At 71.3% G+C, this 22,140-nt stretch carries 18 protein-coding genes and 1 tRNA gene; 16 read left to right on the top strand and 3 right to left on the bottom strand.

The window, feature by feature from the left end:
- Positions 1–9 precede the first annotated feature (9 nt).
- From hisI to ACTJKO_RS02970, 12 genes are all read left to right on the top strand, one after another.
- Positions 10–420 carry a phosphoribosyl-AMP cyclohydrolase gene (hisI, locus tag ACTJKO_RS02915; protein ID WP_440685491.1) on the top strand — a complete coding sequence of 137 codons (411 nt, stop codon included), beginning with the start codon at positions 10–12 and terminating at the stop codon, positions 418–420.
- Entirely contained in the window at positions 417–1,961 is a 1,545-nt protein-coding gene (locus tag ACTJKO_RS02920) for an anthranilate synthase component I (RefSeq protein WP_440685493.1), read from the top strand. Before hisI ends, ACTJKO_RS02920 begins: the two co-directional genes overlap by 4 nt.
- Positions 1,958–2,692 (top strand): Trp biosynthesis-associated membrane protein, encoded by a 735-nt coding sequence (locus ACTJKO_RS02925; protein WP_440685495.1) that lies wholly within the window; start codon positions 1,958–1,960, stop codon positions 2,690–2,692. The genes ACTJKO_RS02920 and ACTJKO_RS02925 overlap by 4 nt, the downstream gene beginning before the upstream one ends.
- A complete protein-coding gene (locus ACTJKO_RS02930) occupies positions 2,689–2,928 on the top strand; it encodes an HGxxPAAW family protein (protein ID WP_440685497.1) in 240 nt (79 codons plus the stop codon). Before ACTJKO_RS02925 ends, ACTJKO_RS02930 begins: the two co-directional genes overlap by 4 nt.
- A gap of 7 nt (positions 2,929–2,935) precedes the next feature.
- Positions 2,936–3,730, top strand: a complete 795-nt coding sequence (trpC, locus tag ACTJKO_RS02935) for an indole-3-glycerol phosphate synthase TrpC (RefSeq protein WP_440685499.1) — start codon at positions 2,936–2,938, stop codon at positions 3,728–3,730.
- Positions 3,731–3,813: 83 nt separating this feature from the next.
- Positions 3,814–5,028 carry a tryptophan synthase subunit beta gene (trpB, locus tag ACTJKO_RS02940; protein WP_440685501.1) on the top strand — a complete coding sequence of 405 codons (1,215 nt, stop codon included), beginning with the start codon at positions 3,814–3,816 and terminating at the stop codon, positions 5,026–5,028.
- Positions 5,025–5,819 carry a tryptophan synthase subunit alpha gene (gene trpA / locus ACTJKO_RS02945; RefSeq protein ID WP_440685503.1) on the top strand — a complete coding sequence of 265 codons (795 nt, stop codon included), beginning with the start codon at positions 5,025–5,027 and terminating at the stop codon, positions 5,817–5,819. Before trpB ends, trpA begins: the two co-directional genes overlap by 4 nt.
- Positions 5,820–5,958: 139 nt before the next feature.
- A complete protein-coding gene (lgt, locus tag ACTJKO_RS02950; protein WP_440685505.1) occupies positions 5,959–6,954 on the top strand; it encodes a prolipoprotein diacylglyceryl transferase in 996 nt (331 codons plus the stop codon).
- A 287-nt stretch (positions 6,955–7,241) separates the two neighbouring features.
- A complete protein-coding gene (gene gltB, locus ACTJKO_RS02955; protein WP_440685912.1) occupies positions 7,242–11,759 on the top strand; it encodes a glutamate synthase large subunit in 4,518 nt (1,505 codons plus the stop codon).
- Positions 11,752–13,209: a glutamate synthase subunit beta gene (locus tag ACTJKO_RS02960; RefSeq protein ID WP_440685507.1), complete on the top strand. Its 1,458-nt coding sequence runs from the start codon at positions 11,752–11,754 to the stop codon at positions 13,207–13,209. Before gltB ends, ACTJKO_RS02960 begins: the two co-directional genes overlap by 8 nt.
- Positions 13,210–13,331: 122 nt before the next feature.
- Positions 13,332–14,777 carry a pyruvate kinase gene (pyk, locus tag ACTJKO_RS02965; RefSeq protein WP_440685509.1) on the top strand — a complete coding sequence of 482 codons (1,446 nt, stop codon included), beginning with the start codon at positions 13,332–13,334 and terminating at the stop codon, positions 14,775–14,777.
- Between the two features lie 199 nt (positions 14,778–14,976).
- Positions 14,977–16,062, top strand: a complete 1,086-nt coding sequence (locus ACTJKO_RS02970) for a VIT1/CCC1 transporter family protein (protein WP_440685914.1) — start codon at positions 14,977–14,979, stop codon at positions 16,060–16,062.
- A gap of 9 nt (positions 16,063–16,071) precedes the next feature.
- Here the strand turns inward: ACTJKO_RS02970 and ACTJKO_RS02975 are convergent, their stop codons facing one another.
- Positions 16,072–16,611, bottom strand: coding sequence for an HdeD family acid-resistance protein (locus ACTJKO_RS02975; RefSeq protein ID WP_440685511.1), 540 nt, complete (start codon positions 16,609–16,611; stop codon positions 16,072–16,074).
- A gap of 108 nt (positions 16,612–16,719) precedes the next feature.
- Here ACTJKO_RS02975 and ACTJKO_RS02980 point away from each other — a divergent pair.
- The 3 genes from ACTJKO_RS02980 (at position 16,720) to ACTJKO_RS02990 (ending at position 18,086) form a co-directional block, all read left to right on the top strand.
- Positions 16,720–16,800 (top strand) — tRNA-Leu (locus ACTJKO_RS02980).
- Positions 16,801–16,891: 91 nt separating this feature from the next.
- Positions 16,892–17,497: an ANTAR domain-containing response regulator gene (locus ACTJKO_RS02985; RefSeq protein WP_022905562.1), complete on the top strand. Its 606-nt coding sequence runs from the start codon at positions 16,892–16,894 to the stop codon at positions 17,495–17,497.
- Between the two features lie 118 nt (positions 17,498–17,615).
- Entirely contained in the window at positions 17,616–18,086 is a 471-nt protein-coding gene (locus tag ACTJKO_RS02990) for an N-acetyltransferase family protein (protein WP_440685513.1), read from the top strand.
- A gap of 4 nt (positions 18,087–18,090) precedes the next feature.
- On the opposite strand, the gene ACTJKO_RS02995 is transcribed toward ACTJKO_RS02990, so the two are convergent.
- The gene (locus tag ACTJKO_RS02995; protein WP_440685916.1) at positions 18,091–18,459 is read right to left on the bottom strand and encodes a PaaI family thioesterase; all 369 of its coding nucleotides are present in this window, start codon (positions 18,457–18,459) and stop codon (positions 18,091–18,093) included.
- 116 nt (positions 18,460–18,575) lie between these two features.
- Between ACTJKO_RS02995 and polA the strand changes: the two genes are divergently transcribed.
- A complete protein-coding gene (polA, locus tag ACTJKO_RS03000) occupies positions 18,576–21,248 on the top strand; it encodes a DNA polymerase I (protein WP_440685515.1) in 2,673 nt (890 codons plus the stop codon).
- Positions 21,249–21,336: 88 nt separating this feature from the next.
- Here the strand turns inward: polA and ACTJKO_RS03005 are convergent, their stop codons facing one another.
- Entirely contained in the window at positions 21,337–22,125 is a 789-nt protein-coding gene (locus ACTJKO_RS03005) for a VOC family protein (protein ID WP_440685517.1), read from the bottom strand.
- Between the last annotated feature and the right edge of the window lie 15 nt (positions 22,126–22,140).

Raw genomic sequence — 22,140 nt, forward strand, 5'->3', positions numbered from 1 at the left:
AGGAGCCTCATGACCGACAGCACCAGCACCAGCACGGACGCGGTCCTCGACCGCGCGCGGTTCGGTGCGGACGGGCTGCTCCCCGCCATCGTGCAGGAGGAATCGTCGAAGGACGTCCTCATGCTCGGCTACATGGACCGGGAAGCCCTCCGCCGCACCCTCACCGAGGGGCGCGTGACCTTCTGGTCCCGCTCACGGCAGGAGTACTGGCGCAAGGGCGACACCTCCGGGCACGCGCAGTACGTGCGGGCTGCGGCGTTCGACTGCGACGCCGACACGCTCCTCGTGACCGTGGAGCAGGTCGGCGCCGCGTGCCACACGGGTGCGCACCGTTGCTTCGACGTCGACCCGCTCGCGCCGGTGACGGCGTCCGCTCCCGCGTCGGCGTCCGCTCCGTCGTCGGCCGGGGTGACCCGATGAGCGCCGCGAGCCGCTCCGACCAGCCGCACACGACCTCCCGTCCCGAGTTCGACGCGCTCCTCACCGACCACCGTGTCGTGCCCGTGGTGCGGGCGCTCTACGCGGACAGCGAGACCCCGGTCGGCGTCTACCGGAAGCTCGCGGACGGCCGACCCGGCTCGTTCCTGCTCGAGTCGGCGGGCCAGGGCGGCCTCTGGTCGCGCTGGTCGTTCGTCGGCGTCCGCAGCTTCGGCGTGCTCACCCAGGACGGCGACCGGGCGGCGTGGATCGACACCGGCATCCCGGCCTTGCGCGCCGTCGGCTCGCTCGACGGCGAGCCGCTCGAGGTGCTCGCGCGGCTGCACGAGCGCTGGGCCACGCCCCGCGTCCCGGGGACGCCGCCCCTCGTCGGCGGCACCGTCGGGTTCATCGGGTGGGAAGCCGTCCGCCAGCTCGAGCACCTGCCGAACGTGCCGCCTGCCGACTTCGACATCCCGGGCCAGGCGCTCGCCTTCGTGTCCGAGCTCGCGGCCCTCGACCACCGCACCGGCCTCGTCCTGCTCGTCGCGAGCGTGCTCAACGACGGCACCGACGACGCCGACGCGCTCTGGTCCGACGCGCAGGCCCGGCTCGACCGGATGCAGGGCGACCTCGTCGCCCCGAGCATCGCGACGGTGGCCGAGGCGTTCGAGATCGCCGAGCCGACCCCGACGCACCGTTCGACGCCGGAGCAGTACCGGGCCGCGGTCGAGCGGTCGAAGGACTTCATCCGCGACGGCGACGTCTTCCAGGTCGTGATCTCGCAGCGCTTCGACCACGAGGTGACGGCCGACCCGCTCGACGTCTACCGGGTGCTGCGCACGCTCAACCCGAGCCCGTACATGTACTTCCTGTCCCTGGCGGACACCGCGGACGAGCGCTTCTGGATCGTCGGCGCCTCGCCCGAGGCCCTCGTGAAGGTCCAGGCCGGCCGGGCGATCACGCACCCGATCGCCGGGTCGCGCCCGCGGGGGGCCACCCCGGAGGAGGACGTGCGCTTCGGCGAGGACCTCCTCGAGGACCCGAAGGAACGCGCGGAGCACCTCATGCTCGTCGACCTCGCGCGCAACGACCTGCAGAAGGTGTGCGAGCCGGGCACCGTCGCCGTGACGGAGTTCATGACGGTCGAGCGCTTCAGCCACATCATGCACCTCGTGTCGAGCGTCGAGGGCTCGGTCCGTTCCGACGCGTCGGCGATCGACGTGTTCCGGGCGACCTTCCCGGCCGGCACGCTCTCCGGCGCTCCGAAGCCGCGCGCGCTCGAGATCATCGACGAGCTCGAACCCGCGAAGCGCGGTGCGTACGCCGGGGTCGTCGGCTACTTCGACTTCGCCGGGGACGCCGACCTCGCGATCGCGATCCGGACCGCCCTCATCAAGGACGGGGTCGCCCGGGTACAGGCCGGTGCCGGACTCGTGGCGGACTCCGACCCGCAGACCGAGCATGTCGAGGCCGTGAACAAGGCGGCCGCGCCCCTGCGTGCCGTGGCGACCGCGAACCGGATGCGCGAGGTGCGCTCGTGAACGCCCGACGCTCCCGTCCGCTCGTCGTCGTCGCCGGGCTCGCCGTCGCCGGCGTCATCATGCTCTCGTGGACGCAGACCTGGTTCACGGTCCACCTCCACGCGGGCGCTGCCGTCGCGGCGAAGGTGGACGCCGACGGTGCCGCAGCGGTGCCTCAGTACACCGCCCTGGCGATCGCGAGCCTCGCGCTGTTCCTGGCGATGACGATCGCCGGACGCGTCGTGCGTGTCGTGCTCGCCGCGGTCGAGATCCTGCTCGGCCTCGGCGTCGCGTGGACCGGCATCGCCGCGCTGCGCGACCCCGTCGCCGCAGCGAAGGGCGCCGTCGGCAAGGTCGCCGGCGTGAGCGACCTGACGGCGGTGCGCCGGGTCGTGTCGCACGTCGACGTCACGGCGTGGCCGGCCGTCGGCATCGCCGGTGGCGTGCTCGCCGTGCTGCTCGGCGTGGTCGTCCTGGTCGTGCAGCGCTCGTGGCCCGGTCCGAGCCGCAAGTACGGGGCCGCCACCGCGGGTGCCGCGGCCGACGCCCGTGCCGCCGCGCCGGTCGAGCGCGACGCCGTCGTGGACTGGGACGACCTCAGCGCAGGGGTGGACCCGACCGCCGGCGCGGAACCGGCCGTCGGCGCCGACCCGACCGACGGCGCGGGCGCCGGAACAGCCGTGGACGACACGGTAGGATCGAACGGGCGTCGGTCGAACGACGGCGCCGGAGCAGAACGAGGAGCACCGTGAGCAACACTGAGCCCGCAGAACTCGGCGAGGGCCACTCGCCGGCAGCCTGGACCGCCGTCGTGATCATGCTGATCGGATTCGCGGCCGGCACGCTGTTCTTCTGGTTCGACAAGCCGTGGGGCGTCTGGGCCTCCGCAGCGGTCGTGCTCATCGGACTCATCGTCGGTGCCGTCATGAAGAAGGCCGGCTACGGCGTCGACGGTCCGAAGTTCGTCCCCAAGCACCACGGCGAGTAGGTCCCGCATGCCGAACGTTCTCGAGACCCTCGTCGCGGGTGCGCTCGAGGACGCAGCGGCGCGCCGCGTCGACCGGCCCTACGCGGACGTCGAACGCGACCTCGACCGTGTGGCGTCCCCGCTCGACGCACTCGAGTTCCTGGCGCCCGCCGACCGCGTGAAGATCATCGCCGAGGTGAAGCGCGCCAGTCCGTCCCGCGGTTCGATGGCCCCGATCGCCGACCCGGCAGCGTTGGCTGCGGAGTACGAGCGCGGGGGAGCCGCCACGATCAGCGTGCTGACCGAGGGGCGCAAGTTCCTCGGCAGCCTCGCCGACCTCGAAGCCGTCAAGGCACGCGTCGGGGTGCCGGTCCTGCGCAAGGACTTCATCGCCGACCCGTACCAGGTGGTCGAGGCGCGCGCGTCGGGAGCCGATGTCGTGCTCCTCATCGTCGCGGCCCTCGAGCAGCAGCAGCTGGTCGAGCTGCACGCCCTCGCGGAAGAGCTCGGCATGCGGGTCCTGGTCGAGGCGCACTCCGCCGACGAGGTCTCGCGCGGGCTCGACGCCGGCGCGCGCATCCTCGGCGTGAACGCACGCGACCTCACCGACTTCTCGCTCGACCGCGACCTGTTCGGGTCCCTGGCGGACCGCATCCCCGACGGGGTCGTGCGCGTCGCCGAGTCCGCCGTCGCCGGTCCCGCCGACGTGGCGCACTACCGCGCCGCCGGTGCGGACGTCGTCCTGGTGGGCGAAGCGCTCGTCACGGGCGACGACCCCGCCGCCACGCTCGCGTCGTTCATCGCAGCCGCCGACCGCGGCTGACGGCGACGCCACCGCCCGTCCCCAGCCCGGTCCGCCGGGCCCGTCCCAGCCCGGTCCGCCGGGCCCGTCCCGGGAGACCCACCGTGACCTCACTCCGTGACCTGCACGGCCCGTACTTCGGCGACTTCGGCGGGCGCTTCGTCCCCGAGTCGCTCGTGCTGGCGCTCGACGAACTCGAGACCGCGTTCCGGGAGGCCTGGGCGGACCCGTCCTTCCGCGAAGAACTCGACACGTTGCAGCGCGACTACACCGGGCGGCCGTCGATCATCACCGAGGTGCCCCGGTTCGCCAAGCACGCCGGCGGTGCCCGGATCATCCTCAAGCGCGAGGACCTCAACCACACCGGGTCGCACAAGATCAACAACGTGCTCGGGCAGGCCCTCGTCGCGAAGCGGCTCGGCAAGACGCGCCTCATCGCCGAGACCGGTGCCGGCCAGCACGGCGTCGCCACGGCCACGGCCGCGGCGCTGTTCGGGATGGACTGCGTCGTCTACATGGGTGCGGTCGACACCGAACGGCAAGCCCTCAACGTCGCGCGGATGCGGCTGCTCGGTGCCGAGGTGATCCCGGTCGAGACCGGTTCGCGCACCCTCAAGGACGCCATCAACGACGCACTGCGCGACTGGGTCGCCAACGTGGACTCGACCCACTACCTCCTCGGCACGGTGGCCGGTCCGCACCCGTTCCCCGAGATGGTGCGGGAGTTCCACAAGGTCATCGGCGAGGAAGCCCGGCAGCAGGTCCTCGACCGCGTCGGGCGGCTGCCGGACGCCGTCGCCGCGTGCGTGGGCGGCGGATCGAACGCGATGGGGATCTTCGAGGCGTTCCTCGACGACGAATCCGTCGCGCTGCACGGGTTCGAGGCCGGCGGCGACGGGGTCGAGACCGGTCGACACGCGGCGAGCATCACCCTGGGTCGCGAAGGCGTGCTGCAGGGCACGAAGTCGTACCTCATGCAGGACGAGGACGGCCAGACGATCGAGAGCCACAGCATCTCCGCCGGACTCGACTACCCGAGCGTAGGGCCGGAGCACGCGTACCTCGCGTCGATCGGCCGAGCGAAGTACGAGCCCATCACCGACGCCGAGGCGATGGAGGCGTTCCGCCTGTTGAGCCGGACGGAGGGGATCCTGCCCGCGATCGAGTCCTCCCACGCCCTCGCCGGTGCGATCAAGCTCGGCAAGGAGCTCGGCCCCGACGGGGTCGTGCTCGTCTCCCTGTCCGGCCGTGGTGACAAGGACGTCGCGTCCGCCAGTCGCTACTTCGGCATCCTCGACGAGAACGCGGTGCAGCTGTGACCACGAACCGGACGGTCGCGACGACCATCGACACCGCCAACGCCGAGCGCGCGGGAGCCGTCGTCGGCTACCTGCCCGCCGGCTACCCGGACGTGCAGACGAGCGTCGACGCAGCGGTGGCCCTCGCCGAGAACGGCGTGGACGTCATCGAGCTCGGCCTGCCCTACTCCGACCCGGTCATGGACGGCCCGGTCATCCAGCGTGCGGCGGAGGAGAGCCTGGCGAACGGCTTCCGTGTCGCCCAGGTGTTCGACGCCGTCCACCAGATCACCGAGCGGGCCGACGTGCCCGTGCTCGTGATGACGTACTGGAACCCCGTGCTCCGCTACGGCGTCGACCGGTTCGCCGACGACCTGGTGGCCGCCGGGGCCGCAGGGCTCATCACGCCGGACCTCATCCCGGACGAGGGCGCGGCGTGGATCGCCGCGTCCGAGCGCACCGGGCTCGACCGGGTGTTCCTCGCCGCGCCGTCCTCGACGGACACCCGCATGCAGCAGGCCGTCGAGGCGAGCCGCGGGTTCGTCTACGCCGTCTCGACCATGGGGGTCACCGGAGCGCGTGCCGGCGTCGACGCCGCAGCGCGCACGGTGGTCTCGCGGCTGCGGGACGCCGGCGTCGCCCGGACCTGCGTGGGTCTCGGGATCTCGACGTCCGACCAGGTCGCCGAGGTGCTCGAGTACGCGGACGGCGCGATCATCGGGTCCGCGTTCGTCCGTGCCCTCGCCGACCTCGGCGTCCAGGGGGTCGCCGACCGGGCGGCCGACCTCACCACCGGCGCGCGGCGCCGCTGAGGTCTCCCGCCGGTCGGTCACGGTTTCCCCAGGACCGCTCGGCCGGTTCCTGACCGACCCACGTCCCGCGCTACAGTGAGCGGGGTCGACGACACGTCGGCACCGCGCCCAGCCAGCACCGAAAGGCGACAGCACCTCCATGCCCCTCCTGAGCATCCCGAGCCCGAGCACCGCCTGGCAGTACTTCGACCTCACCGCCTGGCTGCGCGACGTGTTCGGCTGGTCGCTGCCGCTCGACTTCCGGATCCACGCGTACGCGATCTGCATCCTCCTGGGGATCGTCGCCGCCGTGGTGATCGCCAACCGCCGCCTGAACGCGCGCGGTGTCGAGCGCTGGATCATCATCGACATCGCGATCTGGGCGGTCCCGGCGGGCATCATCGGCGGACGCCTGTTCCACGTGTTCACGCACGTCAGCGACTACTTCGGCCCCGGGCGGGACCCGCTCTCCTTCCTCTACATCTGGGAAGGCGGGCTCGCCATCTTCGGTGCGCTCATCCTCGGCTCGATCGGCGCGTACATCGGCTGCCGTCAGGTCGGTCTCCGCTTCACGGCGTTCGTCGACGCCGTCGCGCCGGGCGTCCTGCTCGCCCAGGCCTTCGGGCGCCTCGGCAACTACTTCAACCACGAGCTCTTCGGCATGCCGACGAGCCTGCCGTGGGGCCTGCAGATCGAGTCCTCCAACCCCGCCTTCCCCAAGGGGCTGCCGGAGGGCACGCTGTTCCACCCGACGTTCCTCTACGAGATCATCTGGAACGTCCTGGGCGTCGTCGTGATCCTGCTGCTCGACCGCAGGTTCCAGCTCCAGTGGGGACGCGTCCTGGCGCTGTACCTGATCTGGTACGGCCTCGGCCGCTCCTTCCTCGAGTCCATCCGCGTCGACACCAGCGAGACCTTCTTCGGCATCCGCACGAACGTCTGGGCCGCCTTCGCCGCGATCCTGCTCGGCGTCATCATCTTCCTCGTGCAGTCCCGGCGGCACACCGGCAAGGAGCCGAGCCCGTACCTGCCCGGTCGCGAGCCCCGCTCGAAGTCCGATGTAGACTCGGACGACACCTGGTCGGAGACCGATGACGACGCTCCGGCGACGATCACGGACGCCGATCCGGTCACCACCGCGACTGGCCGCGCCTAGGAAGCACCCCTCCTGCGTGACCGATCCCGAATCGGTCACGAGAGCCAGCAGCACCTCTGCACCCGCCACAAGCGGGTCGGACACCTCGCCCGCCGTCAGGGCACCTCACTGACGGCGCGCACGGGCACCAGTCCCGCCCGCTCGGGCGGAACGCACCACCGGGCCACCGCTGTCCCTGTTCCACTTCCTCGTGAGGACGGTTCCCCATGGCGCTCCAGCCACCCCAGTCCCCGGCGGCACTCCTGCCGCCGCACCGACGGTTCTCCGCGATCCCGGACGCCGCCGGCATGTACGACCCGGCGAACGAGAAGGACGCCTGCGGCCTGGCGATGGTCGCGACGCTCCGCGGCACCGCCGGCCACGACATCGTCGACGCTGCGCTCGGTGCCCTGCGCAACCTCGAGCACCGTGGCGCCGTCGGTTCGGACGCCGGCACCGGTGACGGCGCCGGCATCCTGTGCCAGGTCCCGGACGACTTCTTCCGCGCCGAGGTGCCCTTCGAGCTGCCGGCCGCGGGGGAGTACGCCGTCGGTACGGCCTACCTGCCCGTCGACGAGGACGACCGTCACGCGGTGAAGGGCGCCGTCGAGCGTCTCGCGCACGAGGAAGGCCTGCGTGTCATCGGGTGGCGCGAGGTCCCGGTCCGTCCGGAGGTGCTCGGCACGCTCGCCCGCGCAGCGATGCCGGCCTTCGAGCAGCTGTTCGTCGCATCGATCCGGCACGACGTGCACGGGGAGTCGTGGAGCGGGATCGCCCTCGACCGCCAGGCGTTCCGGCTCCGCAAGCGCGCCGAGCACGACAACGACGTGTACTTCATGTCGCTGTCGAGCCGGACCATGGTCTACAAGGGCATGGTCACGACGCTCCAGCTCGAGCCGTTCTACCCGGACCTCAGCGACGAGCGGTTCGCGTCGAAGCTCGCGATCGTGCACTCCCGCTACTCGACGAACACCTTCCCGTCGTGGCCGCTCGCGCAGCCCTTCCGCACGCTCGCGCACAACGGCGAGATCAACACCGTCCGGGGCAACCGCAACTGGATGCGCGCCCGACAGTCGCAGCTGCAGAGCGAGCTCCTCGGTGACATGGCGCCGCTCCTGCCGATCGTCAGCCCGGGCGCGAGCGACTCCGCCTCGTTCGACGAGGTCCTCGAGCTCCTGACGCTCACCGGCCGTTCGCTGCCGCACGCAGTGTCGATGATGGTGCCCGAGGCGTGGGAGAACCAGACCGCGATGGACCCCGACCTCCGGGCGTTCTACGAGTACCACTCGATGCTCATGGAGCCGTGGGACGGCCCCGCCGCGATCACGTTCACCGACGGGTCGCTGGTCGGCGCGACGCTCGACCGGAACGGCCTGCGTCCGGGGCGTTTCCTCGTGACCGACGACGGCCTGATCGTTATGGGTTCCGAGACGGGCGTCATCGACGTCCCCGCCGAAAAGGTCGTCCGCAAGGGCCGACTGCGTCCCGGTCGGATGTTCCTGGTCGACACCGAGGCCGGCCGGATCATCGAGGACGACGAGGTCAAGCGCGAGCTGGCGTCGTCCGGCCCGTGGGGCGAGTGGCTCGACGAGGGCCGGATCAACCTCAGCGACCTGCCCGACCGCGAGCACGTGGTGCACACCCCGGCGTCCGTGACCCGGCGCCAGCGTGCCTTCGGGTACACCGAGGAAGAGGTGCGCATCCTGCTGCGCCCGATGGCGCAGACGGGCGCCGAGCCCCTCGGTGCGATGGGCTCGGACACCCCGATCGCGGTGCTCTCCCAGCGCCCGCGCCTGCTGTTCGACTACTTCACCCAGCAGTTCGCGCAGGTGACGAACCCGCCCCTCGACTCGATCCGCGAGCAGGTCATCACCTCCATGGGGATGGGGCTCGGTCCCGAGCGCAACCTCCTCACCGCCGGTCCCGAGCACGCGAAGCAGATCACGCTCGACTTCCCGGTGATCGACAACGACGAGCTCGCGAAGATCCAGCACTTCGAGACGGAGTCCGGTCGCCACCTCACGGTGACGATCAAGGGCCTGTACCGCGTCGACGCCGGCAAGAAGGCCATGCAGAAGCGCATCGCCGCCGTCTGCGACGAGGTCGACGCGGCGATCGAGTCCGGCAAGCAGTTCATCGTGCTGTCCGACCGCGACGGCAACGCCGAGCAGGCACCGGTACCGAGCCTCCTGCTCCTGGCGGCCGTGCACCACCACCTGATCCGCACCGAACAGCGCATGAAGGTCGGTCTGATCGTCGAGGCCGGGGACGTCCGCGAGGTCCACCACGTCGCGACGCTCATCGGCTACGGCGCCTCGGCGATCAACCCCTACCTCGCGATGGAGACCTGCGAGGTCCTCGTGCGCCAGGGCATGATCACCGGGATCACCCCCGAGCAGGCCGTCAAGAACGTGATCAAGGCGCTCGGCAAGGGCGTCCTGAAGATCATGTCGAAGATGGGCATCTCGACGGTGTCGAGCTACGCGGGCGCCCAGGCGTTCGAAGCGGTCGGACTCAGCCAGGAGTTCGTCGACCGGTACTTCACGGGGACGTCCTCGATCCTCGGTGGCGTCGGCATCGAGGTCATCGCGAAGGAGAACGCCGAACGGCACGCCCAGGCGTACCCGCAGGACGGCGCGGTGCTCTCGCACGAGCGGCTGCAGACCGGCGGCGAGTACCAGTGGCGCCGCGAGGGTCCGCCGCACCTGTTCAACCCGGACACGGTGTTCCGCCTGCAGCACGCGACGCGGTCACGTCGGTACGACATCTTCCGCGAGTACTCGCGTGCCGTCGACGACCAGTCCGAGCAGCTGATGACCCTCCGCGGGCTCTTCCGGTTCAAGAACGGCGTCCGCAAGCCCGTGCCGCTGGACGAGGTCGAGCCGATCGAGTCGATCGTCAAGCGGTTCAACACGGGCGCCATGTCCTACGGGTCGATCTCGAAGGAAGCGCACGAGACGCTCGCGATCGCGATGAACCGGCTCGGCGGCAGGTCGAACACGGGTGAGGGTGGCGAGGACGTCGACCGTCTGCTCGACCCCGAGCGCCGGAGCGCCATCAAGCAGGTCGCGTCCGGACGCTTCGGCGTCACGAGCATGTACCTGACGCACGCGACGGACATCCAGCTGAAGATGGCGCAGGGCGCGAAGCCCGGCGAGGGCGGGCAGCTGCCCCCGACGAAGGTGTACCCCTGGGTCGCCCGGACGCGGCACGCCACCGCGGGCGTCGGGCTCATCTCCCCGCCGCCGCACCACGACATCTACTCGATCGAGGACCTCAAGCAGCTCATCTTCGACGTGAAGCGGGCGAACCCGTCCGCCCGTGTCCACGTGAAGCTCGTGAGCCAGTCGGGCATCGGTGCGGTGGCCGCCGGCGTGACGAAGGCCCTCGCCGACGTGGTGCTCGTGTCCGGTCACGACGGCGGGACCGGTGCGTCGCCGCTCAACTCGCTCAAGCACGCTGGGACCCCGTGGGAGATCGGGCTGGCCGAGACGCAGCAGACGCTCATGCTCAACGGCATGCGCGACCGCGTCGTGGTGCAGGTGGACGGGCAGATGAAGACCGGCCGCGACGTCGTCGTCGCCGCGCTGCTCGGCGCGGAGGAGTACGGCTTCGCCACTGCGCCGCTCGTGGTCGAGGGCTGCATCCTCATGCGTGTCTGCCACCTCGACACCTGCCCCGTGGGCGTCGCGACCCAGAACCCGGAGCTCCGCAAGCGCTTCAGCGGCAAGCCCGAGTTCGTCGTGAACTTCTTCGAGTTCATCGCGCAGGAGGTCCGCGAGCTCCTCGCCGAGCTCGGCTTCCGCACCCTCGAGGAAGCGATCGGGCAGGCGGACACCCTCGACGTGGACCGCGCCGTCGAGCACTGGAAGGCGTCGGGGCTCGACCTCGAGCCGGTGCTCAAGGGACCGCGGTTCGAGGCCGACGAGCCGCGCCGGCACCTCCGTGACCAGGACCACGAGCTGGAGCAGCACTTCGACGTGCAGCTCATCCAGCAGACCTCGGACGTCCTCGAGCACGGCGGTTCGATCACCCTCGACCTCCCCATCCGGAACACCGAGCGCGCGGTCGGCACGATGCTCGGGCACGAGGTGACGCTGCGCCACGGTGAGAACGGGCTGCCGTCCGGCTCGATCGACGTGACCCTCCGGGGTTCCGCCGGTCAGTCCCTCGGTGCGTTCCTGCCCGCGGGCATCACGCTCCGGCTCGTCGGCGACAGCAACGACTACGTCGGCAAGGGCCTCTCCGGCGGCGAGATCGTCGTGCGGCCGGACGCCGGCTCCGGGTTCGACCCGTCCCGGAACGTGATCGCCGGCAACGTGATCGGCTACGGCGCCACCCAGGGCAGCATGTTCATCCGCGGCATCGTGGGGGAGCGGTTCCTGGTCCGGAACTCCGGTGCCACCGCGGTGGTCGAGGGCGTGGGCGACCACGCGCTCGAGTACATGACCGGTGGGCTCGCGCTCATCCTCGGCGAGACCGGGCGGAACCTCGGTGCCGGCATGTCCGGCGGCACGGCCTACGTGCGCGGCCTCCGTGAGGAGAACGTGAACGCCGACTCGCTCGCGTCCGGCGAGCTCCGGCTCGAGGCGCTCGACAGCGCCGACGTCGCGATCGTGAACGACCTGCTCGCCCGTCACGCGGCGGAGACCGGTTCGACGCTCGCGTCGGAGCTGCTGGAGTCCGGCGACCTGCGTGACTTCGTGAAGGTGCTGCCGCGTGACTACGCGGCGGTGCTCGAGACCCGACAGCAGGCGGTCGACGAGGGGCTCGACCCCGACGGCGACATCGTCTGGAACCGCATCTTGGAGGTGACCGGTGGCTGACCCGAAGGGCTTCCTCAAGGTCCAGGAGCGTGAGCTCCCGGCCCGTCGACCCGTACCCGTGCGGCTCATGGACTGGAAAGAGGTCTACGAGCAGCAGGAGTCCGGCGCGCTCAAGCGCCAGGCCGGTCGCTGCATGGACTGTGGCGTGCCGTTCTGCCACCAGGGGTGCCCGCTCGGCAACCTCATCCCGGAGTGGAACGACCTGACCTGGCGCGGTGAGGGCCGACAGGCGATCGAGCGCCTCCACGCGACGAACAACTTCCCGGAGTTCACGGGCCGCCTGTGCCCCGCTCCGTGCGAGGCGTCGTGCGTGCTCGGCATCAACCAGCCGCCGGTGACGATCAAGCAGGTCGAGGTCTCGATCATCGACGAGGCGTACCAGAAGGGGTGGGTCACGCCGCACCCGCCGGAGCGCCTCACGGGCAAGACCGTCGCCGTGGTCGGCTCCGGCCCCGCCGGGCTCGCCGCCGCGCAGCAGTTGACGCGCGCCGGACACACCGTCGCCGTGTACGAGCGGGACGACCGCATCGGTGGCCTCCTCCGCTACGGCATCCCGGACTTCAAGATGGAGAAGCGTCAGATCGACGCGCGTCTGGCGCAGATGCAGGCCGAGGGCACTCGCTTCCGCGCGGGCGTCGAGATCGGCCGCGACATCACCTGGGACGACCTCAAGTCCCGCTACGACGCGGTCGTGGTCGCGACCGGCGCCACCGTCCCGCGCGACCTGCCGATCCCGGGGCGCGACCTCGAGGGCGTGCACTTCGCGATGGACTACCTCGTCCAGCAGAACAAGGCGAACGCCGGCACGACGGTCGACAACCAGGTCACGGCGGAGGGCAAGCACGTCGTCGTGATCGGCGGCGGCGACACCGGTGCGGACTGCATCGGGACCGCCCACCGGCAGGGCGCGCTCAGCGTGACGAACCTGGCGATCGGCAAGCAGCCGCCGCTGGAGCGTCCCACGGAGCAGCCGTGGCCGATGTTCCCGACCGTGTTCGAGGTCACCAGCGCGCACGAGGAAGGCGGTGAGCGCCACTACCTGGCCTCGACCGTCGAGTTCCTCGGCAACGAGGCCGGCGAGGTCCGCGCCCTCCGCGTCGCGGAGACCGAGTACCTCGACGGCCGTCGCGTCCCGAAGGCCGGCACCGAGCGCGAGATCCCCGCGGACCTCGTCCTCATCGCGATGGGCTTCACCGGACCGGAGACGGACACGCTCGAGCCGCAGCTCGGGCTGCCGGTGACGGTGTCCGGCGCGGTGGCGCGCCAGGCCGACTACACGACGAACGAGCCGGGCGTCTTCGTCGCCGGTGACGCGGGCCGCGGTCAGTCGCTCATCGTGTGGGCGATCGCCGAGGGCCGCGCCGCTGCGGCCAAGGTCGACGAGTACCTCGAGGGCTCGACGATCCTGCCGGCTCCGGTCAAGGCGACCGACCGCGCGATCGCCATCTGATGCTCACCCACTCGTGAGCCGGAGGCCACCAGCACTCGGTAAGGTGCTGGTGGCCTCGCTTCGTTCCGCGCGGCCCCACAGCGCGGAAACCCAAGCACCATCCACCACCACGAAGGAATCCATTGAGACGCGCAAAGATCGTTTCGACGCTCGGACCGGCCACCTCGGACTACGAGACCGTCAAGGAGATCATCGAAGCGGGCGTCGACGTCGCCCGCCTCAACCTCAGCCACGGTGACTACAGCGTCCACGAGGCCAACTACGACAACGTCCGCCGCGCCGCCGACGACCTCGGCAAGCCCGTCGCGATCCTCGTCGACCTGCAGGGTCCGAAGATCCGTCTCGCGCGCTTCGCCGACGGCCCCCACCACCTCGACGTGGGCGACGTCTTCACCATCACGACGGAGGACGTCCCCGGCTCGAAGGAGATCTGCGGCACGACGTTCAAGGGCCTCCCGCAGGACGTCAAGCCCGGCGACCCGCTGCTCATCGACGACGGCCGCGTGCGCCTCCGCGTGCTCGACACCGACGGCGTGCGGGTCCGCACCGAGGTCGTCGTCGCCGGGACCGTCTCGAACAACAAGGGCATCAACCTGCCCGGTGTGGCCGTCAACGTCCCCGCGCTGAGCGAGAAGGACGAGGCGGACCTCCGCTGGGCGATCCGCCAGGGCGCGGACCTCATCGCGCTGTCGTTCGTGCGCAACGCCGCCGACGTCGAGCGTGCGCACGAGATCATGGACGAGGAGGGCAAGCGCCTCCCCGTGATCGCGAAGATCGAGAAGCCCCAGGCCGTCGACGCGCTCGAGGAGATCATCGACGCCTTCGACAGCATCATGGTGGCCCGCGGCGACCTCGGCGTGGAGCTCCCGCTCGAGGCGGTCCCGATCGTCCAGAAGCGTGCCGTCGAGCTCTCCCGCCGCATGGCGAAGCCGGTCATCGTCGCGACGCAGATGCTCGAGTCGATGATCTCGTCGCCGATCCCGACCCGCGCGGAGACCTCCGACGTCGCGAACGCCGTCCTCGATGGTGCCGACGCGGTCATGCTCTCGGGCGAGACGAGCGTCGGCGAGTACCCGGTGCAGACCGTCCGCACGATGGCCCGCATCGTCGAGTCCACCGAGGACCACGGTCTCGAGCGCATCGCGCCGCTCGGCACGAAGCCGCGCACCCTCGGCGGTGCCATCACGCTCGCGGCGGTCGAGATCGCGGAGTTCACCGAGGCCTCGTACCTCTGCGTGTTCACCGAGTCCGGCGACTCCGCCCGGCGCATGTCCCGACTGCGCCACGGTCTGCCGATCATCGCCTTCACCCCGAACGAGGCGACCCGCCGCCGCATGGCGCTCACGTGGGGCGTCCGGTCCTTCCTCGTGGAGCGCAAGACCCACACCGACGAGCTCTTCTCGCAGGTGGACGACGTCCTCATCGAGAACGGGCTGGCTGCGCCCGGCGACCGCGTCATCGTGACGGCGGGCTCGCCCCCCGGGATCGAGGGGTCGACGAACGACCTGCGCGTGCACCGCGTCGGGGACGCGCACGCCGAGGCCGCGCCGGCCTACGTGCGCGACTGACGACAGCGGCCGACGTCCGACGGGGCGCGGACCGGGAGGCGCGGTGCACCAGCACCGTCGGCCGCCGGTCCGCGCCCCGTCGCGTTCCCCGGCACGCCCGGCTCCGCCGCGGCGTCCCCTGCGGGTATCTCGCTGAGCGCCGCGAACGACCGGGTCGCGACGGGACCCGGGTGACCAGCGGTGTACCGGAGCGGGCAGGATTGCCGGTGTGAGCCTCCAGGACGATCCCCGCACGGTCCCGACCGCCGCCGACGTGCGCCGCTGGCGCCGCTACCTCGCCGACGAGCGTGCCGAAGCGGCGGTCTACCGCAACCTCGCGGCACGACGCGACGGCGAGGAGCGCGAGATCCTGTCGGCCCTGGCCGAGGCGGAGGGACGGCACGAGCAGCACTGGCTCGACCTGCTCGGCGCCGACGCCGGGCGGCCGCTGCGGGGGAGTCTGCGGACCCGGGTGCTGGCCGCGCTCGCGAAGCGCTTCGGATCGGTGTTCGTCCTCGCGCTCATGCAGCGCGCCGAGGACCGCTCGCCGTACGCCGACGACGCCGACGCGACCGCACGCATGGCGGCGGACGAGCGGATCCACGGCGAGGTCGTCCGCGGGCTCGCGAACCGGGGTCGGATGCGACTCTCCGGGACCTTCCGCGCAGCGGTGTTCGGCGCGAACGACGGACTCGTGTCGAACCTGGCGCTCATCATCGGCGTGAGCGCGTCCGGCGCGGATCGGCACTTCGTGCTGCTCAGCGGCATCGCGGGCCTCCTGGCGGGCGCGCTGTCGATGGGTGCGGGGGAGTACGTGTCGGTCCGGTCCCAGCGCGAACTCCTGACCGCGTCGGCGCCGCACCCCGAGGCCGGCCGGGCCGTCGCGGACCTCGACGTCGACGCCAACGAGCTCGCCCTCGTCTACCGGGCCCGCGGGATGACCGAGGCGGAGGCGCAGCGACACGCTGACGAGGTGCTCGGCGGTGCCACGGCGACCGGGTCCGGGACGGTGGACGACCACGAGGCGATCGGCAACGGCATGAGCGCCGCGATCTCGAGCTTCTGCTTCTTCGCCTCCGGCGCCGTCATCCCGGTGCTGCCGTACCTGTTCGGGCTCGCCGGCTGGGCCGCGATCGGCGTCGCGGCGGTGCTGGTCGGCATCGCACTGCTCGGCACCGGAGCCGTCGTGGGCGTGCTCAGCGGGGCGTCCCCGCTCCGGCGGGCACTGCGGCAGCTGGCGATCGGCTTCGGCGCCGCCGCCGTCACCTACGGCCTCGGACTCCTGTTCGGCACCGGCAGCGCCTGACCCGGCGACCTAGCGGCGGAGTGCGGCGCGCGGCGGCAACAGGAGCAGTGCCGCCGCCCCGACGACGATGAGCGCGATGCCCGAGAAGACCATGAACACCGTCAGCGCCAGGCCCGGCGCCACCAGCACGACCACGCCGCCCAGGACGGAGAGCACCCCGCTCACGATCGTCGGCACGCGCGACGACCCCGGGTGCCCGACGAACCCGCCGACGAGCGCCGCGACGCCCTCGACGATGAACCCGATCCCGGCGAGCAGCGCGTAGACCACCAGCGGCACCGCGGGGTCGAGCAGCGTGACGAGTCCGGCGATCCCGACGAGCGCGCCGACGATCCCGGAGGTCCAGCGCCACACCGGGGGCGTCCCGTGCCCACGGACGGCGGCGAACACCCGGAGCGCCCCCGCGACCACCAGGTAGACGCCGAACAGCAACGCCACCACGACGAGCGACGGGCGCGGCCAAACGATGGCGACGACCCCGAGCGCGATCGCGACGACGGCGGTGACGATGACGAACACGCGGAACGTGCGGACGGCACGAGAGTCCACGAGCACTCCTCCCTGTCAGGCTTGCTCGTCTCGACGGTACCTCGCGACGGCGCGGACGGTTCGGCGGGGCCGGGAGGCGCGGGTCGGGCTGGTACTGTAGGCCTCCTCGCGAGTGTGGTGGAATGGTAGACACGGGGCACTCAAAATGCTCTGCCTCACGGCGTGCGGGTTCGAGTCCCGCCACTCGTACAAGGCGGCTCACGGCGTGCGGGACAGTTCCGACCCGACAGTCCCGCCACTCGGACAACTCCGACTTCCCGGGTCTAGTAGGCTGCTCGCTGTGAGTGACACAGAAGCAACCGCAACAGCACCCCGTCGCGTCGTCGTCGCCGAGGACGAGTCGCTCATCCGCCTCGACATCGTGGAGATCCTCCGCGACAACGGGTTCGACGTCGTCGGTGAGGCCGGTGACGGTGAGACCGCCGTGCAGCTCGCGACCGACCTCCGCCCCGACCTCGTCGTGATGGACGTCAAGATGCCCCAGCTCGACGGCATCTCCGCGGCGGAGAAGCTCTCCAAGAACCACATCGCGCCCGTCGTCCTCCTGACGGCCTTCAGCCAGAAGGACCTCGTCGAGCGCGCCACCGAGGCCGGCGCACTCGCCTACGTCGTCAAGCCCTTCACCCCGAACGACCTGCTGCCCGCGATCGAGATCGCCCTCTCGCGTCACCAGCAGATCATCACGCTCGAGGCCGAGGTCGCCGACCTCGTCGAGCGCTTCGAGACCCGCAAGCTCGTCGACCGCGCCAAGGGCCTGCTCAACGAGAAGATGGGCCTCACCGAGCCCGAGGCGTTCCGCTGGATCCAGAAGGCGTCGATGGACCGCCGCCTCACCATGCACGACGTCGCCAAGGCGATCATCGAGCAGCTCAGCGCCAAGAAGTAACGCGCCGTCGCTCACCGGAGCGCCGTCGGACCCCGGTCCGGCGGCGCTCTTCGTGTCCGTGACGGACGGGAGGCGCGGGTCGGCCCCGCCGCCGCCGACCACCTGGCAGGGTGGAGCCATGGACGACGTGGTGATCCGTGCCTCCCGGCCCGACGACATGCCCGCGGTGGCCGACCTGCGCTGGCGGTGGAGCGTGACGGAGGACGGGGCCACGCCCGCCACGACCCCGGACGAGTACCGCGCCGCGATGACGGCCTTCGCCGTCGCCCACGCCGACACGCACCGGTGCGTCGTCGCCGAGCGGGACGGCCGGGTGCTCGGGATGGCCTGGCTCGGCCTCGTCGCCCGGCCGCCGACGCCCGCCCGCCCGACCGGACGGGTGACGGCCGACGTGCAGACCGTCTACGTGCACCCGGACCTGCGCGGCCAGGGCGTGGCGAAACGGCTCGTGACGGCACTGCTCGACGTGGCGGACGACCTCGGTGTCGAGCGGACCTCCGTGCACTCGAGCGTCGACGGCGAGACGCTCTACCGTCGACTCGGCTTCGGGGACGCGCGGCTCCTGCTGCAGCGACCGCCGGAGGACTGACCCGTCAGCGGGCGTCGCGGATCATGTTCGTGATCCGTACGGTGGAGCACCGCCGCCCCTGGTCGTCGGTGAGGACGATCTCGTGGGTGGTGAGCGTGCCGCCGAGGTGGATCGCCGTGCAGGTGCCGGTGACGAGTCCGCTCGTGGCACTCCGCGAGTGCGAGGCGTTCAGTTCGATGCCGACGGCGTAGCGGCCGGGGCCGGCGTGGACGTTCGCGGCCATCGAACCGAGGCTCTCGGCGAGGACGACGTACGCGCCGCCGTGCAGCAGACCGACGGGCTGGCGGTTGCCCTCGACGGGGATGGTGCCCACGGCGCGCTCGGCCGTGAGCTCCGTGATCACCATGCCCATCTTCTCGGCGAGCTCGCCCATCCCGCGCTCGGCGAGGCGGGGGTCGAGACCGGTGCCGGTGGAGGTCGTGCTGTCGGTCACGCGGGGTCCTTCCGGGGCGGTTCCGGCCTGTCGGAGGCCGTCGGTAGGCTGTCCGGGTGTCGGACTCCGCAAAGCCTACCCTCATGGTCATCGACGGCCACTCGCTCGCCTTCCGGGCCTTCTACGCGCTCCCGGTGGACAGCTTCGTCAACCGCGAAGGCCAGCACACGAACGCCATCCACGGCTTCATCTCGATGCTGCTCATGCTCCTCCAGCGCGAGAAGCCGACGCACCTGGCGGTCGCGTTCGACATCTCCCGGTTCTCGTTCCGCACCCGCGAGTACGAGGACTACAAGGGCACCCGCTCCGAGACCCCGGCCGAGTTCAAGGGCCAGATCCCGCTCCTCCAGCAGGCGCTCGAGGCGATGGGCATCACGACCGTCACGAAGGAGGACTACGAGGCCGACGACATCCTCGCCACGCTCGCCCGCCAGGGTGCCGAGCAGGGCTACCAGGTGTACGTCGTCTCGGGCGACCGCGACTCCATCCAGCTCGTCAACGACGACGTCACGCTGCTGTACCCGTCGGTCCGCGGGGTGTCCGAACTCACCCGCTACGACCGCGACAAGGTCTACGAGCGCTACGGGATCGAGCCGCACCAGTACCCGGACATCGCCGCGCTCGTCGGCGAGACGAGCGACAACCTCATCGGCATCGACAAGGTCGGTGAGAAGACCGCGGTGAAGTGGATCACGGCGTACGGGTCGCTCGACGGCGTCCTCGAACACGCCGACGAGATCAAGGGCGTCGTCGGGAACAACCTGCGCGAGCAGAAGGACCGGGCCATCCGGAACCGCAAGCTCAACCGCCTGGTGGACGACGTCGAGCTGCCGGTCGGCCCGGCGGACGTCGCGCTCCGTCCGCTCGACGAACAGGCCGTGCGCGACCTCTTCGCGAAGCTGCAGTTCCGCACCCTCCTCGACCGCGTGTTCAAGGTCGCCGGCTCCGGCGAGCCGTCCGACGCCGCGCCGGTCGAGGGCTCCGTCGACGACGGTGCCCCGACGCCGCCGCCGGTGACGACGATCATCGACGAGGAACTCGGGTACTGGCTCGAGCGGAAGGGCGCCGGCGACGCCGCGAACGGGTTCGGGGTGGCGGTCGAGGTCATCGACGGTCGCCTCAGCGCGATCGGCATCGCCACCCACGACGACGCCGTGCTGGTGCCCGGCGGCAGCGGCGCGAAGGACTACGAGCAGCTCGCCGCGTGGTTCGCGTCCGACGCCCCGAAGCACTTCCACGACGCCAAGACCGCGATCAAGGCGCTGGCCACGGTCGGGTTCCGGGTGAACGGCCTCGCCGGGGACGCCCGCATCATGGGGTGGCTGGCGCAGCCCGGCAAGCAGGGGCAGCCGCTCGCCGACCTCGTCTACCAGGAACTCAGCGAGGAACTCCCCACGGGGGACCCGAACCAGCTCGTCCCCGAGACGGACCCGGTCAACGTCGGCGTGCACGCGTGGTACGTGCTCCGGGTCACGACCGCCCTGCGCTCCCGCATCGACGAGTCATCCCTGCGGGTGCTCGACGACATCGAGCTGCCGCTGGTCCCGGTCCTCGCCGGCATGGAGACCACCGGCGTGGCCATCGACCGGCCCGTGCTGACCGAGTTGTCGCACGACCTGGGGGAACGCGCGGCCGAGCTCGCGCAGCAGGCCTTCGCCGAGATCGGGCACGAGGTCAACCTCGGGTCGCCGAAGCAGCTGCAGGAAGTGCTCTTCACCGAACTCGCGATGCCGAAGACCCGCAAGACGAAGACGGGCTTCTCGACCGACGCCGCGAGCCTGGCCGACCTGCAGGAGCAGCACCCGCACCCGTTCCTCGGTCTGCTGCTGCAGCACCGTGACGCGACGAAGCTCCGGCAGATCGTGGACACGCTCGACGCGGCGATCGTCGACGGCCGCATCCACACCCGCTACGAGCAGACCGGCAGCAGCACGGGCCGGATCTCCTCCACCGATCCGAACCTGCAGAACATCCCGGTGAAGACCGCCGTCGGGCGCCGGGTCCGCTCCGCGTTCTCGGTCGCCGAGCCCTACACGACGCTCATCACGGCGGACTACTCCCAGATCGAGATGCGGATCATGGCGCACCTCTCGGGTGACCCCGGGCTCATCCAGGCCTTCAACGAGGGCGAGGACCTGCACCGCTTCGTGGGCGCCCGGGTGTTCTCGGTCGAGCCGGCCGACGTGACCCCCGAGATGCGCACGAAGGTCAAGGCGATGTCCTACGGTCTGGCGTACGGCCTCAGCCCGTTCGGCCTGTCGAAGCAGCTGCGCATCGAGCAGTCCGAGGCCCGGACGCTCATGAACGAGTACTTCGCCCGGTTCGGCGCGGTGCGCGACTACCTCCGTGGTGTCGTCGAGCAGGCGCGAGAAGACGGCTACACCGAGACGATCTTCGGTCGTCGGCGGCCCTTCCCCGACCTGAAGAGCCCGAACCGGGTCCTGCGCGAGAACGCCGAGCGTGCAGCGCTCAACGCGCCGATCCAGGGTTCCGCGGCCGACATCATGAAGATCGCGATGCTCGGCGTCGCGGCGGACCTCCGCGACGGCGACCTGGCCTCGCACCTGCTCCTGCAGGTCCACGACGAACTCATCCTCGAGGTCGCGCCCGGTGAACAGGACCGCGTCGAGGAGATCCTCCGGACCCGGATGGGCGCGGCTGCCGACCTCAGCGTCCCGCTGGACGTGTCCGTCGGGGTCGGGCCGAACTGGGAGGCCGCCGCCCACTGACGCGCCGTCCGTGGTGGACGCGGTGCCGCCTCCAGTCCGGTGCCCCGCCGGACACCGGGCGCGCGCCGGTTCGGAGCGCGGCGCCGTGTCAGTCGGACGGGACCGCGATGACCCCGAACAGCTCGCCCTGCGCGCCCAGGACGAGCGCGGAGCGCCCGAACGGACTGTCGGCCGGCCCCGTCAGGGTCCTGCCGCCCCGTTCGACGATCGCGGCCACAGTCGCGTCGGTGTCCCGGGTGCCGAACCACGTCACCCAGTACCCGCGCACGCCGTCGGGGAAGCCGGAGGGCGGTGCGAAGACCCCCGCCACCGGATCGGCGTCGACCGCGGCGTCCGCGAGCTTCGCGATCGCGTACGGCTCGGCGGGGTCGCCGAACACCTCGAAGCGGTACCCGAACACCGCCGAGTAGAACGCCCTCGCCGCGTCGGCGTCGGTCGTGTGCGTCTCGTTCCAGCACGCGGCGCCGGGCTGGGCCACCCGGCCGTACCCGAGGTGGCCGCGGCCCTGCCAGAGCCCGAACACGACCCCGGTCGTGTCGGCGGCGATCGCCATCCGGCCCGCGTCCAGCACGTCGAACGGCGGCACCAGCACGGTGCCGCCGGCGTCCCTGACGGCGTCCGCGGTGGCGTCCGCGTCCGCGGTGGCGAGGTAGGTCGTCCACGCGTTCGGCGTTCCGGAGCCCATGCGCGGACCGATCCCGGCGACGGGACGTCCGTCGAGCATCGCGATGAGGTACCCGCCGGCCTCCGGAGGGCCGTCCTGCAGCTCCCACCCGAAGACGTCGGCGTAGAACGTGCGGGCGGCCCCGACGTCGTCGACGCCGAGGTCGGACCAGCAGGGGGACCCGGGTGCGAAGACACCGCTGTGTTCGGACATCTGTCCAGCCTTCCG

Source organism: Curtobacterium sp. 22159 (assembly GCF_052045775.1).
Classification (GTDB): domain Bacteria; phylum Actinomycetota; class Actinomycetes; order Actinomycetales; family Microbacteriaceae; genus Curtobacterium.

Excerpts from the sequence above, each read along its gene's own strand:
- hisI (WP_440685491.1), top strand. The coding sequence starts at position 10 with ATGACCGACAGCACCAGCACCAGCACGGACGCGGTCCTCGACCGCGCG.
- ACTJKO_RS02920 (WP_440685493.1), top strand. The coding sequence starts at position 417 with ATGAGCGCCGCGAGCCGCTCCGACCAGCCGCACACGACCTCCCGTCCC.
- trpC (WP_440685499.1), top strand. The coding sequence starts at position 2,936 with ATGCCGAACGTTCTCGAGACCCTCGTCGCGGGTGCGCTCGAGGACGCA.
- lgt (WP_440685505.1), top strand. The coding sequence starts at position 5,959 with ATGCCCCTCCTGAGCATCCCGAGCCCGAGCACCGCCTGGCAGTACTTC.
- gltB (WP_440685912.1), top strand. The coding sequence starts at position 7,242 with ATGTACGACCCGGCGAACGAGAAGGACGCCTGCGGCCTGGCGATGGTC.
- ACTJKO_RS02990 (WP_440685513.1), top strand. The coding sequence starts at position 17,616 with ATGGACGACGTGGTGATCCGTGCCTCCCGGCCCGACGACATGCCCGCG.
- ACTJKO_RS02995 (WP_440685916.1), bottom strand. The coding sequence starts at position 18,459 with ATGGGCGAGCTCGCCGAGAAGATGGGCATGGTGATCACGGAGCTCACG.
- ACTJKO_RS03005 (WP_440685517.1), bottom strand. The coding sequence starts at position 22,125 with ATGTCCGAACACAGCGGTGTCTTCGCACCCGGGTCCCCCTGCTGGTCC.